A 13,232-nucleotide genomic window follows, 5' to 3' on the forward strand; every position below is an offset into this window, starting at 1 on the left:
CACCCGATTGGCTGCCGACGCGAAAACCTCAGACAGGACACCCACGATGAACAGCTCGATCCAGCCAGGCGCCGCCCTGGACCGCGACGCGGAGCAACTCCGCGCGCTGGGCTACACCTCCAATTTCGAACGCAGCATGACCCTCTGGCAGAACTTCGCCCTGGGCTTCACCTACCTCTCGCCGGTGGTCGGCGTGTACACCCTGTTCGGCCTGTGCCTGGCCGCCGGCGGCCCGCCGATGTTCTGGTCCTACCTGCTGGTGGGCATCGGGCAGATGCTGGTGTGCCTGATCTTCTGCGAAGTCGTCTCGCAGTTCCCCATCTCCGGCGGCGTCTATCCCTGGGCCCGACGCCTGGTGGGCAAGCGCTGGGCCTGGATGGTCGGCTGGATCTACTCGGTGTCGCTGTGCGTGACCATCGCCGCCGTGGCCCTGGGCGCCGGCCCGTACATCGCGACATTGCTCGGCTTCGAGTCAACGCCGGTGACCAATACCTTCGTCGCCCTCGCGCTGACGGTGATCGCCACCCTGCTCAACCTGTCCGGCACCAAGCTGCTGGCCCGCGTGGCGATGTTCGGCTTCATCTGCGAGCTGCTGGGCGCGCTGGTGATCGGCACCTACCTGCTGATCTTCGAACGCCACCAGCCCTTCTCGGTGCTGTTCAACACCTTCGACATCCGCATCGACGGCAGCTACTGGCCCGCCTTCCTGACCGCCTCGCTGGCCGGCATGTTCCTCTACTACGGCTTCGAGGCCTGCGGTGACGTCGCCGAGGAAACCCCGAACCCCAGCCGGCGGATTCCCAAGGCCATGCGCATGACCATCTGGATCGGCGGCGGCGCAGCCATCTTCGCCGCCCTGGCGCTGATCCTCGCGGTACCGGACATGGCTGCAGTGATCTCCGGCGCGGATAAAGACCCGATGACCACCATCCTCGACAACGCCTTCGGTGTAACCGGCGCGCGCCTGGTGATGGCGGTGATCATCGTCTCGTTCGTTTCCTGCGTGCTCAGCCTGCAGGCCGCCGCCAGCCGCCTGCTCTACTCCTACGCCCGCGACGAGATGGTGATGGGCAGCGGCCTGCTCAAGCGCCTGTCGCCCAACACCCACGTGCCGGTCGCGGCGCTGATCGCCTGCGGCGTGATCCCGTCCGTGATCGTCTGCGCCGGCTTCTACCTGCAGAACGCCATCGCCATGGTGGTGAGCTTCGCCGCCATCGGTATCTACCTGTCGTTCCAGATGATCGTTGGCGGCGCCCTGTTCGCCCGCCTGCGCGGCTGGAAGCCGAGCGGCGCCTTCACCCTGGGCAACTGGGGGTGGATCGTGAACGTCCTGGCGCTGACCTATGGTGTGCTGGCGATCATCAACATGTCCTGGCCCCGTACGCCGGATGCACCTTGGTACCTGAACTACGGGATCATCCTGGTGGGCGGCATCGTGATCCTGCTGGGCCTGGCCTACATGACCCTGTTCCGCCCGTACGACAAAGGCACCGCTCCCCACGGGGATGCGTGGAAGCTGCATCAGCAGTAAGCGTTCGAAGCGAAACGAAAACGCCCGGCAGGATGCCGGGCGTTTTTCTATCGGTCGGCCTGCCGGCCTGCCACTTGAGCATAGAGCTCGCTATAAGCTTCACCCATCCCCCTGGCAGTGAAGGTGCTCAGGAAGCGCGATCGAGCAGCTCGCCCATAACGCTCTGCCAGTACCGGGTCGTCCCATAGCGTCTGCATGGCCTGGCGCAACGCCCTAGCATCAGCCGGCGGGACAACGATGCCGGTTTCTTCGTGCTGATTGATGAAGCTGGTGCCGGTACCGATTTCGCTGCAGATCAACGGTTTGCCCATCATCGCGCCCTCCAGCAAGCCGATACCGAAGGCTTCCGAGCGAAGGTGCGAGGGGAAAATTACGCCATAGCAGGCGCACATCAGATCTATCTTTTCCTGCTCGCTGACCTGCCCGAGGAAATGCACGTTGTTCAGGCCGTGCTCCTTGGCCATCTGCATGAGTTCCTGCTCCATCGGACCGGCACCGACGATCAGCAGCGGCCAAGGAGCTGATCGCATCGCTTCGAGCAGGTAGTGCAGGCCCTTGTAGTAACGCAACACCCCGACGAACAGGAAGAAGCGCTCGCCGAACTGGCGGTGCAGTCGAGCGACCTCGGTAACGTCCGGGCGCGGATAGAGGTCTTGCTCCAGGCCGATGGGAATGGAGCAGGCCTTATCCTGATAGCTCTGGAGAACCGTTGAGCTTTCCAGGTAATTGGGGCTGGTGGCGGCAATCGCGTCCACCCGCCCCAGGAACGCCCGCATCAGCGGACGGTAGAGCTGCAACAGCACCTTCTGCCGGACGATGTCGGAGTGGTAGGTCACCACGCTCGGCTTGCCCAACCCCTTGAGGAGATGGACGAGATCCATGAACGGCCAGGGGAAATGGTAGTGAATGACGTCGGCCTGCTCAGCCAGGCGCGCAAACGCGCCCAGAGAGGACCAGGAAAACCCAGTCGATGCGATATGCAGATCCTGCTTGGCCTGGACCAGACGAAAACTGGACGTCGTCACTGGCTTCATCGGCTCCTTTGCGAGCGACAGCACAGTGTTCTGGCAACCCTGGATCGAGGTTGCATGGGTCAGGTGCCGAATGAACATCTCGACACCGCCGTATTGCTCCAGGCCGAAAGTCTTGTAGAAGTGCAGGACCTTCATGGCAAGCTGACGCCAGCCGACATCAGATACCTGCCGTCAGCGGCGTCCAGGTGCCATCGAGGTTCTGGATGGGGCACAGGTCATTGAAGCCGCTGACATCGGTGCGCTCAGCCGACATTCCGTCAGCGCCACTGGCGGACTTGCGGAAAGTGATGACGCCACAGTCCTTGATCCGCACGACCAGAGGGCTGACATCCGGAAACTTACCCGGATCGACAGCGAAACCCGGATAACCACTGATTACCTTCACCACCTTGCCGACGATGCGATGAGCTTCCAGGCGAGTCTCGCCGTCAGCCAACTGATTGAAGCGCAGGTATTGGCCGTTCTGCTGAGGAACGCTGGCTACCGACGGCTTCGCGACGGTCTTTGCAGGCTCGTCGGCAGGCTTGTCGCAACCAGCCAGGGCAAGCAATGCCGCGCCAACGAGAAACAGTTTGTTCATGAAAGTGACTCCTGAGGGGATTGTTATCAACTTGAGTAGAGGGTTCGCTTCAGACCCGCCGGGCACCAGTCAGGCGCCGATACAGCTCCCGCGCGTTCATCGCGATCTCCGAAGACAGCGAGAACAACAGCAGTGAAGCGACAGAGACAAGCCAGCGGCGCCGGAACCAGCAAAGCAGGTATTTGTTGATCAGCAGATGGGCGTAGCGCAGCGCCCGTTGCCGCGGCGCGCGTCTTTTGCGCAGGGACTGCAGTTCGCTCCGGGTCATGACCGACTCTGGCGAATAGGGGCGGCTGAGGAAGCGTTTGGGCGGCAGGATCATCAAGCGATGCCAGTCGTGCACCTCGAAATTCTCCGCCAGCAGGTCTTCCCAGGCACAGAACAACGCGTAACTCGTATAGGAGATATGCGGTAGGTCCAGTTGCAATCCGCTCAACTGAGCAAAGCGCAGGAATATTGCCTGCTCGGGCAGTAGACGGAACGACGTGAAGCCCTGGAAGGTACCGATCGGGTTGGTGCGAGGCCCGTCCCTCAGATAGACGTAGTCCGGTGGCAGCGCGCCTATATTCCAGAGCCTGCGCAAGTCCTGCGTCCGGCCGAACTGCAGGGTATCGGTGAGATGAAACAGGTAGGACAACCGGATCGGGTTACGCAGAAAGAGATTGGAGACGCTGATTCGCTCGCCGAAGAGCTGGGCTTTCTGCCCCTCGCCCAGCAACGAGAGCACTCGGTCCCCAAGCACCAGATGATCGGTGCGCAGCTTGAGGCAGTACTCGCGCTCCACCACCGCCAGGCCATTGGCCATACTGGAAATGAGCTTGTTGACGTTATTGACATTGCCATTGACGTCATTGAGATGAACCGCGGAGTGGTCCACCACGACCAGCACATCTTCGTATGTCGGCATTGGACCGGTGTCGGTAGTGGACAGCACGATCTGCGCGCGCGGCAAATGCTCACGAATCGACTCGATGGCACGACCGGCAATATCTTCGCCGGCCTCGCGCAGCGGACCCTGGAGTAGCACCGTCAATTGGCTGGAGTCGATGCTCATACGTTATCGTTCAGCTTGTCTGCCAGCATCATTCCCAAAGCCACCACGGTCACGGTCGGATTTCGCGAACCGCAGCGAGGGAAGAGAGACGAGCCGGCGACATAGACATTGGCGCTTCCTTTCAGGCGGAAGTCAGCATCGACTACCCCGTTGTCTCCATCGCTCATGTTCAGCATCCCGACCAGATGATGGGTACCGAACGCATTGCGATAGTGCCGCTGTTCGGCCGACAGTAACGGAACGACACCCAAGGCTCGCATCTTCGTGTAGATAGCCTCGATGACCTTGTCGTAGAGGTACTTGTTACCGTGATAGCCGTCGGAGTCCATGTGCACTCCACCAGCATCGTAGAAGAGCGATACATCCCACTCAGGCGGAACTTCCAGCAGGATGTAAAGGCTCATGGTCCCCGCCAGGTCGGCGATCGCTTCCTCGACGGCGCCCGCATTGAGCTTGTCAATATCCAGCGAACCAGCCAGGGCCTGACTGCTCGGCGGTGTCATCAGCCCCAGCGTGGTGTATTCGATCCCATCAAGTTCGCCAGACAGCTCAGGAATAACCACCTGGGCCGCAGTATTGACCTGGAAATACGGAATCCTCGCGCCAGGCAGATAACAGGCCAGTTCGGCAACGGCATGGTCCTGATAGTAGTGGCCCATGAACTCCTGAGGAGTGGCCGGCGGAAGATTGCTCTTCCACAACAGCTTCAGCGATTCGACGCCATGCGCAGCCACCACCACTCGGTCGAAGCGTATTTTCAGTTGCCCCTTGGGAGTCTGACAGATCGCTTCGACCGCCTTGTCACCTTCGAAGCGCAAGTGCTCGACCATGACCTCATTAAGCACCTCGACATCGTTACGGATATGCAGCGATCGGGTCTTCGCGTCCATTGGGCAGAGTTCGCAGTCCCCTGCTCCCATGCATACCCCCTGTCCCTGGGTATCGGCGACAGACAGGTTATGCGCCTGAGCACCGATGTATGCCTGCGGGAAATAGGACTGCAACGACTGATGCCAGTGGCTGGCGCCCTTGATGGCGCTCAGCGGGTTCCGCCCATCAGGGTCGCGCGGATCCGCGCTGATGCGAAGAAGCTGCTCAGCCTCACGATAGTAGGGCTCGACCTGCTGGTAGCTGAATGGCCAGCGGAACGACTCCGCGTCGCGTGCAAAGACGTTGGTTGTCAGACGGAAACTCAGGCCGCCCCAGTGGTTGGAGCAACCACCATCGACCAGGATGTAATCCGATGCGCAATCGTCCGGCAGATCCTCTGGGGTATTGAACGCGTGCCTGGAGAGATAGGCACGGCGAATGAGGGCATCATGGCGATCATCCGCCTGCATTTGCATGAAGCGCTGGCGACGCTCGAAGATATTGAATTTTTCACCACGCTCGACGATCAGGCACGGCCCTTTCAGTCCGCGGGCCACCGTACGTCCAGCGAAGCCATTACCGATGATCAGAGTCTCCACGAACATCAGCTGACCACCCTGTAGAAACCGGGTGTGCCCAGCGAGCGCTCATACGGATCGGCTACGAACAAGGCGCTGTTGTGGTGCACCAGGTCATGTACAAGCGCCATTCGATCAGCGTCCGTCAGTCGACGCGAATAGAGTTTGAGCAGCAACGCAGTCGGCAGGTGGTGGAACTTCACGCCCACGTTGCGTTGCAGAAAGGCCTGGAGATCCAGGCTTTTTTCCGTGCTTCGCACTCCGAGCGTAAAACCGGCCAGGCCTCCAGCAGCCCCTGCAAAAACGCCGATCCCCATGCCCAGGACCATACTTCTGCGCTTCATGCAGTGGCTCCTGTGCAGTCGTCGAGGGTCGTCATGCTTTCACCCGAATCAGCCGTTCGTAGAAGAAGCGAACCAATTGCCGGACCTTGGATATCGGCCAGGCAACCACAGGGGAGCTCATGTACAGCTTTTCCACCACGGTGGAGAGCAGGAACAGGCTGAAACGACTTGCACCATCATCCGCACTGAAGCTCGCCGGAACGTTATTGAACACCTCATTCACATAGCGCCCCATGAAACCCAGGTACAGCCGGGGCATCAGCAGCACCAGGCTTCGGCCTTGCAGCCCCCGGAACAGAAACGTGAAGGTCGCCAGTTTGCGGATGAAATCCTTGCTGACAGTCTGGTGATGCAGACCAAGATCGATAAAAAGCCAGGACTCCTCGGTGGCACAAAGCTTGTCGCCGACAACATTCGCGTCTGCCGTGATTTCACCGTTGGCCACGCTACCGCGGGCGTGCAGAAAGTCATCCAGCTGGAAACTGCGCAACGAGGGCAACTGAGCGCCCTCTTCTACTCGCCACTCGCGTTCGTCGATTACCACCACTGGCGTCAGCAGCGATGCCGGCAGCTCGATTTGAGAAAGATAGCCAGCTACCTCAGACAACCGTCCGCTTGCCGACTCCTGGGAAATCAGAAATATCTTCATCCGATGCGCTCCACATACGAACGGAAGGGAGTGGAGTTGTGGATCGCTCTCACGCAATCGGTGAACCCGGGGAAATAGAAGACCCCTCCGTTACGCCGGTAGAGGCTGATGGCAGACATCAGCGTCCCGGGCAAAGCCAACGCGCGAGGATGGAAATAATCGCCGAGGCTCTGGAAGAACCAACTCTGCAAGGGTCGCTGGCGCAGCATGTTGCGGAACTCGCTGCTGCCGTAGACCAGATTGCGTTTGGCCGCGCGGGGATCGTCCTGGAAACTGAAGGCGATGGCTTCGACCATGGTGTTGGGCAACTGATCAAGGAGCACCCATTTCTCGTAATCCTTGATGAAGGCCAGAACCGAATCCAGATCGTTGCCAAAACTGCAGTTCTGCACCACCCGATCCACCAGTTTGAGCCAGGCTCGCGAGCTGATGGTCTTCATGCCGGTGGGAATGTGCAGTGACGCATCCGCTGCAACGTACTTCTGCGCGAAACGCTGCAGGCGGATCAGTGCCTCATCAGCAGAGAAGCGAAGCAGAGGCTTCTTGCGCAGGGCCGAGAGCAGCGAGGGGCCGGTTGCCACATAGCGTCCGTTGAGCGACTCAACCGGTGACTCCACGCCCAATAGCGCGCGGGAGGTGATCGATTGGGTGATGCCGTAGGGATTCACTCGCGTTGGCACACCACCATGAGATGCCCGGATACCATGTTCGATGTCCTCGAACTCGGCCCACAGCAGCGACTCATCCAGCGGGAAGGCGTTCCATACTTCCTTGCGGCAAATGTACAGACTGCCGGTTGGGTAGCTCAGATCCTTGGAGTAACGCATGGGGCTGGCAAAGCAGAAGCCGGTACGCTCGATCTCCGCGAACAGCGCCGGAGCGATGCTGACCGCAGCATCCGCCGTACGATGCAACCCCTTCATGCCCTGACCAATGCTGCCCATGGCCATGCCATAGTCGGAATAGCGACGCGGACCGAAGTTGCGAACGTTATCGAAGAACAGACTCTGCAACGTCATCAATGGATAACGAGGACCGAAGCGACGAACCATCTCGCCGAAATGGCTGGGCAGAAATACACGGTCGTGCAGGATCACCAGATTGCTGTAGCGAGCCTCCTGGGCCAGGCGGTTCTTCTTCTTGCAGATCTGCACCGGAGGCGCGGTGATATCTTCGCCGACAATGCGAACCTGATCGAAGTAACGGAAGTTCTTGCCCGGCACACCGCAAAGGAGGATTTCCTTGTTCGGAATATCCAGCTCGAGGATGCGCTGCACCACGGCATTAAGCACCGTGGCATCTTCCGGGCCGACTGGCAGGCCGAAGGTCCAGCTGTCCAGATCATCATCCAACTGCGCCGGCAGAATGGCCTTTTTCTGATAGGTGACCCGGCTCGCGGATCGCTCAGTGCAGACCAACGCGTCGCGGAAGTAATCGCGGTCCAGGAAGCTGTCAGTGGGAGCATCCTCGATGAGCGTCAGGCTCTGCCCGACCGCCAGAAAATGCGCGGCATCCCAGAGCAAAAGCGGGCTTAGCGGAGAGTCGCTCTGCACACCATAGAAGCAGTACGAGCCAGCTCCATAGATATCCAATGGCCGCTTCGCGGCATGCAGCTTCCTGACCGAGACATCCGGCTTCTTTCCCTTGAACTGCCGGAAGGAAAACAGCCATTGGCAGTTCTCCGGCACGGCCAGTTCGGCGGGAAGGTGGCGGAGCTGCTTGGGTGCCAGATAGCCCAGCCTGGCATCATGTTGGAGCTGTATCGTCTTCATGCTTCTACTAGGTACTTGTCGTTCAGTGCACCGGGAATCTTCACCACAACGGTGACGGCATCGGAAAGCGCCTTGAAGGCCGTGATGTCACCCGGCTCGAGCACGATGATCTCGCCGGCACCCCAGGTCTTGCCGCACATCTCCACTTCGCCGGAGAGCACCAGGGTCACCTCGGTGGCGATCTTGTGGTAATGCGCGGCCTCGGCATCACCTTCCTGATAGGGCTTGACCGCGACTTCGCAGGCCTGGGTGCTGAATGCGGTGGGGGTGAAACCGCCGACGAACCAGCCCTTGACCATATCCTTCAGGTTGGCGGAATTCATCGGGCACCTACCGTTTCGAAAGCGTGCAGCTGGTGGGTGTTCTTCAGCGGGTGGTACTGGCTCGGTTCGACGCGGAAGGTGCCGATCTTCTTGTGCAGCAGCACCAGCTCGTTGAGCGCCGGGGCGATGTAGAAGGCATCGTTCACCTTGGCGTCCTTGCGGATCATCTCCTTCACCGCCTCGACGAACACCGCGCCGCGGTCGAACCAGTACAGGCCAGCTACCGCGTGGTTGCTGATCGGGTTCTTCTCGGCTGCCTCGGTGACGTAGCCCTCGGCATTCATGCGCACGAAGGAATAGCGCGGATGCAGGGACTTGAAGACCACCACGCCAGCGTCGCACTGGTCGTTGCGGAAGCCGCCGATGATGTCGCGAAGCGAGCCATCGAGCAGCTCGTTGCAGTTGATGATCAGCAGCTCGTCATCGTTGTCGATGCTTTCCGCCGCCAGCAGCGCGGTGCAGGCCGCCCCCATGGTCAGCGCCTGGACAGCCTGCACGGAGGCGACCGGGGTCATCTGCTGCAGCATGTTGCGCAGGTGGTACTTGCTGACGTCGTCCTTGGGCAGCATGCAGATGATGCGTGCGGGCTCAAGGGTAAGGCAGTTCTCCACCAGGTGCTGGATCAGAGGAATGCCGTCACGCTCGGAGAGGTAATCGGGGTAGCTGCTTTCGGCCTTCACCGAGGCGCCCTCGCCACCGGCGAGCAGTACGATGTTCAGTTTGCGCATGATCAGGCCTCCAGCCGCTCTTGCCGCTGTGCTTCGATCTGCTCGATGCGGCGGGTGATGTTGTCCAGGTTGACGTCGGCTACGTCCTCGACGACCAGCACATGGGCTCCCGAAGCGCGGGCGGCACGAATGCCGTTCTCGTTGTCCTCGACGATCAGGCACTCATCGGGCGACAGACCGAAGGACTGGATAGCCTTGGTGTAGATGTCCGGTGCGGGTTTGGGACTCTTGACGTCTTCGTTGGACAGCTTCAGGTCCAGGTACTGGTCCAGGCGGGCCTTGTCCATCATCACCTCGACGGTGTTGCGGATGGAGTTGGAAGCGACGGCCAGCTTGTAGCCACGGTTCTTCAGCGAGGACAGGGCGTACTGGTGATTGAAGGTGGGCTTGCACTGCGAGTAGACGATTTCCATCGTGTACGCCTGCTTCATCTCGTTGATGAAGTTGTGCAGCTCAACCGGCAGGTCGTGCTCGACGCTGAGCATGTTCAGCTTGCGCGAGGTCGGCAGCCCGTCGTAGGTGGTCAGGTGGTCATGACGGCTGATGGTGTGGCCGAACAGATTGAGCGCCTTGTTCAAAGCCTCGTAGTGCCAATCCTTCGCTTCGATCAGCACACCGTCCATGTCGAAAATCACAGCTTTGATCATGAGATCATTCCTTGAAGAAAGAGCGAGCGGATTCAGGCAGGTCGGTGCACAGCGTCAGATTCGCAGCACCCTGGAATTCGGCCAGCAGCTGCCACAGCGGCAGTTGCTCGCGACCATGCAACTCGGAGGAGACGACGCAGACTTGTTTGCCACCGGCGAGCAGCTCGGCCAGCTGGTCCTGCGAGTACCACTCGCGACCGAAGCTATCCAGCCAGATGCCATCGGCTTCGTTCAGCCACGCGGGGACCGGCTCGACCTCGCTCAGACGCGTATAGGTGCAGACGCCGCTGGCGAGATAGCTGCGCATGTCCGGCACCGCCATGTCGAAGACGAACCAGTTGCTGTGACCATGGGCCTCGAACGTCGCCTTGAGCGGCTCGCACAGGCCATCGGCCTTGATGTTCATCGCCAGCGGCAGGTTGCGCCCGGCCATGATCCTCAGCAGGTCGTCCAGGGACATCTCTTCGCCGCTGGGCATGTCATGGGAGATGACGAGCCGGCCGGCGACGTCGCGCACGTCGGTCTCGGTGCCGAAGCCCAGGTCGAAGGAGCGATCGAAGGCAATCTTCAGGTTGCGCTCGGGTCGCTCCAACCAATAACCGCGATGACTGATGATCTGCATGATCAGCGACCCGCCGTGGCTGCCTGGCTGACCGACAGGCCGAGGAACAGGTCGAGGTCAGCAGGAATGCCCAGGCCGTACATGCCAGCGCCTTCGGAACCGATGCTGTAGTGCACGATGCGGGCATCGTCGCCGATCATCTCGTTGTAGGCCGGCGCCACATAGAACTCGCCGTTCACCCGCAGGTCCTTGTCGAACATGGATTCGATTGCGGCGATCAGCTCGCGGCCGCTGCGGAAGTTGTAGATGCCCACGGTAGCCTCGTCGGAAATCACTTCCTTCTCGATGACGCGGTCGATGCGACCCGCCTCGTCGAAGCCGACGAAGGACCATTTCGGGTCATCCGCCTTCATGGTCATGATCAGGCCGTCCGCCTGCTGCTCTTCCATGGAGCGCAGGTAGTCGTTGATGTCGATATCCACGTACTGGTCGCTGTTGGCGATCATCACCGGGTCATCGGAGTTGATCAGCTCCCTGGCGGCGTACACCGTGCAGGCGGCGCCTTCGGTGAGGCCGTCGAGCTCGACGATGGCGCATCCCGGCGCCCAGGCCTGCAGCTTTTCCTGCAGACCGTAGGCTTCGACGTGTGCTGCCTGGCAGATGAAGATGAAGCGGTGCTCGCAAGCCGGCGTGAGGTTGTCGATCACCACCTTGATCATCGGCACGCCATGCACCGGAATCAGCGGTTTGGGGTCCTTGTATCCTGCGACCGCGAAACGGCTACCGGCGCCGGCCATGGGAACTACTATGTTGAGCATCTGCTTTTCCTTCACTTGCGCAGGATGAATTCGTCGTATGCGTCCATGACTTCGTTGGCCGGGCCGAGCATCTGCACGCGCCCGTCCTTCAACCAGCACACTCGACTACACATCTCTCTGATACGGCCTGAATCGTGGGATACGAACACCACGGTCTGATTGCCCTGAAGCATCTCGCGCATGGTGGCCTCGGCCTTTTCGCGGAAATGCCCGTCGCCGACGCTCAGGACCTCGTCCAGGAGGATCACGTCGGGACGCGAATACTTGGAAATGGCGAAGCCCAGGCGGGCACGCATCCCCGTGGAATAACTGCGCACCGGTAGCCCGGCCGAGCCGCCCAGCTCGGCGTAGTCGAGAATCTCGGCGGTCAGCTCGCGCATGCGCCTGCGGCTCATGCCCATCAGCATGCCGCTGAGCACGATGTTGTCGCTCGCGTCCAGGTTGTCGTCGAAACCCAGCTGCAGGTTGAGCAGCGAGACGCTCGCGACCGAGGAAGTCAGGTGCCCACGCGTCGGCTGGTAGATTCCGGCCAGTACGCGCAGCAGGGTGCTTTTGCCGGCACCATTGCCGCCCACCACACCGAAGGTCTCGCCACGCCCGACCGAGAAGGAGATGTCCTGCAGCACGGTGGTCTGACGACGGGAAAAAAGGCGCAGGCCATTGCGGAAGGTCAGCGACAGACCGTCGACTGTCAGAGCGGCAACGTCCGTCATTTGCTCAACGCCATGGCATAGGAGTTGCGGTTACCGGCAACGAACAGGACGGCCAGCACGAACAGCGCTAGCGCGCCACAGAACAGTGCGAAGAGATCCCCGACAACGGGCGCACGGCCATACATCAAAATCTCGCGGTACTGCGAAAGCAGCAGCGCCAGGGGATTGAGATCCAGCAGGAGATGGAACTGCGGCGGTATGTTGTCCTTGGAATAGAACACGCCAGATCCGAACATCAGAAACTGCAGCCCGGAAGAAATCAGGATGCGCACATCCGGCAGGAACGGCGTCAGGCCCGCGACGAAGACGCCGCAACCGGCCGTGATGATCAATTGCACGAGCATGATCAGCGGCAGGTACAACCACAACCAGGATGGTGTGAAGCCGATAGCGCACAACAGCCCCAGGAGCAGAGCGACGACCAGCGACTCCTTGACCAGATCCTTGAAGATCGAGGTCAGCGGGAATATCAGCGGGTCGACCCTGCAATGCTCGAGAATGTGCTTCTTCTCGTAGATGGCATCGGTGCAGTTCATCACGCTCTTGTTGAACCAGGTCCAGAACGTGACGCCGATGATCAGGAACACAGCAAAGTTCTCCACCTGGATACGCAGCAGATGGCCGAACACGGTGTAATAGATCACGAGCAGGATCAGCGGCTCGATCAGCCACCAGGCGAAGCCCAGGCGTGTCCTTGTCGACTCGGACTTCAGTCCGAGGCGCGCTCGCTCTGCCGATATCTGGATAGCGGACCAGATATCGTTTCCTCCCCCTAGCTGCAAACGCACAACACACCCTCACACTTTTTCAAGGCCGAGCGATCCCGCTCCAGTAGAAAGCGCAATTCGCGCGCTCCGGAGTTGTCGAGTTCAAGGCAAAGTTTTCCGCACAACCCTCAGCAGGTCGCCGGAGACCCCCCATATTCCTCAGCGCAAAACGCGCCGAAATCCTTCTGCAATTGCCAAAGCAGATGTACCTCTGCTTGCTGCCCTGGCTTGTACCCGCGCTTGCGGGTGCCGTCCGGGAGGC

Annotated in this window: 15 protein-coding genes; 1 reads left to right on the forward strand and 14 read right to left on the reverse strand. The window is 60.4% G+C overall.

Annotation, left to right across the window (positions count from 1 at the left end):
- The first annotated feature begins 46 nt into the window (after positions 1 to 46).
- Positions 47 to 1,531: an APC family permease gene (locus IB256_RS10660; protein ID WP_192402490.1), complete on the forward strand. Its 1,485-nt coding sequence runs from the start codon at positions 47 to 49 to the stop codon at positions 1,529 to 1,531.
- Positions 1,532 to 1,578: 47 nt separating this feature from the next.
- Here the strand turns inward: IB256_RS10660 and IB256_RS10665 are convergent, their stop codons facing one another.
- Genes IB256_RS10665 through IB256_RS10730 form a run of 14 tightly spaced genes read right to left on the reverse strand, consistent with a single transcriptional unit; the run spans position 1,579 to position 12,991 of the window.
- Positions 1,579 to 2,700: a glycosyltransferase family 4 protein gene (locus IB256_RS10665; protein ID WP_192402492.1), complete on the reverse strand. Its 1,122-nt coding sequence runs from the start codon at positions 2,698 to 2,700 to the stop codon at positions 1,579 to 1,581.
- A 22-nt stretch (positions 2,701 to 2,722) separates the two neighbouring features.
- A complete protein-coding gene (locus IB256_RS10670; protein WP_192402494.1) occupies positions 2,723 to 3,145 on the reverse strand; it encodes a hypothetical protein in 423 nt (140 codons plus the stop codon).
- 49 nt (positions 3,146 to 3,194) lie between these two features.
- Positions 3,195 to 4,199, reverse strand: a complete 1,005-nt coding sequence (locus IB256_RS10675; RefSeq protein WP_192402495.1) for a WavE lipopolysaccharide synthesis family protein — start codon at positions 4,197 to 4,199, stop codon at positions 3,195 to 3,197.
- Positions 4,196 to 5,674 carry a GMC oxidoreductase gene (locus IB256_RS10680; protein ID WP_192402496.1) on the reverse strand — a complete coding sequence of 493 codons (1,479 nt, stop codon included), beginning with the start codon at positions 5,672 to 5,674 and terminating at the stop codon, positions 4,196 to 4,198. Before IB256_RS10680 ends, IB256_RS10675 begins: the two co-directional genes overlap by 4 nt.
- Positions 5,674 to 5,991: a hypothetical protein gene (locus IB256_RS10685; protein ID WP_192402497.1), complete on the reverse strand. Its 318-nt coding sequence runs from the start codon at positions 5,989 to 5,991 to the stop codon at positions 5,674 to 5,676. The genes IB256_RS10680 and IB256_RS10685 overlap by 1 nt, the downstream gene beginning before the upstream one ends.
- A gap of 31 nt (positions 5,992 to 6,022) precedes the next feature.
- On the reverse strand, positions 6,023 to 6,640 hold the full coding sequence (locus IB256_RS10690; protein WP_192402498.1) for a hypothetical protein: 618 nt from the start codon (positions 6,638 to 6,640) through the stop codon (positions 6,023 to 6,025).
- Positions 6,637 to 8,412 carry a hypothetical protein gene (locus IB256_RS10695; protein WP_192402499.1) on the reverse strand — a complete coding sequence of 592 codons (1,776 nt, stop codon included), beginning with the start codon at positions 8,410 to 8,412 and terminating at the stop codon, positions 6,637 to 6,639. The genes IB256_RS10690 and IB256_RS10695 overlap by 4 nt, the downstream gene beginning before the upstream one ends.
- Positions 8,409 to 8,735 carry a hypothetical protein gene (locus IB256_RS10700; RefSeq protein WP_045216658.1) on the reverse strand — a complete coding sequence of 109 codons (327 nt, stop codon included), beginning with the start codon at positions 8,733 to 8,735 and terminating at the stop codon, positions 8,409 to 8,411. The genes IB256_RS10695 and IB256_RS10700 overlap by 4 nt, the downstream gene beginning before the upstream one ends.
- Entirely contained in the window at positions 8,732 to 9,463 is a 732-nt protein-coding gene (locus tag IB256_RS10705) for a glycosyltransferase family 2 protein (RefSeq protein WP_192402501.1), read from the reverse strand. The genes IB256_RS10700 and IB256_RS10705 overlap by 4 nt, the downstream gene beginning before the upstream one ends.
- A gap of 2 nt (positions 9,464 to 9,465) precedes the next feature.
- Positions 9,466 to 10,110: an HAD family hydrolase gene (locus tag IB256_RS10710; RefSeq protein WP_038803369.1), complete on the reverse strand. Its 645-nt coding sequence runs from the start codon at positions 10,108 to 10,110 to the stop codon at positions 9,466 to 9,468.
- Between the two features lie 4 nt (positions 10,111 to 10,114).
- A complete protein-coding gene (locus tag IB256_RS10715; protein WP_192402503.1) occupies positions 10,115 to 10,732 on the reverse strand; it encodes a phosphodiesterase in 618 nt (205 codons plus the stop codon).
- Positions 10,733 to 10,734: 2 nt separating this feature from the next.
- Positions 10,735 to 11,490, reverse strand: coding sequence for a glycosyltransferase family 2 protein (locus IB256_RS10720; RefSeq protein ID WP_192402505.1), 756 nt, complete (start codon positions 11,488 to 11,490; stop codon positions 10,735 to 10,737).
- A gap of 11 nt (positions 11,491 to 11,501) precedes the next feature.
- The gene (locus IB256_RS10725; RefSeq protein WP_192402507.1) at positions 11,502 to 12,203 is read right to left on the reverse strand and encodes an ABC transporter ATP-binding protein; all 702 of its coding nucleotides are present in this window, start codon (positions 12,201 to 12,203) and stop codon (positions 11,502 to 11,504) included.
- On the reverse strand, positions 12,200 to 12,991 hold the full coding sequence (locus tag IB256_RS10730; protein ID WP_192402509.1) for an ABC transporter permease: 792 nt from the start codon (positions 12,989 to 12,991) through the stop codon (positions 12,200 to 12,202). Before IB256_RS10730 ends, IB256_RS10725 begins: the two co-directional genes overlap by 4 nt.
- Positions 12,992 to 13,232 lie beyond the last annotated feature (241 nt).

The organism is Pseudomonas sp. PDM17, assembly GCF_014851985.1.
Classification (GTDB): domain Bacteria; phylum Pseudomonadota; class Gammaproteobacteria; order Pseudomonadales; family Pseudomonadaceae; genus Pseudomonas.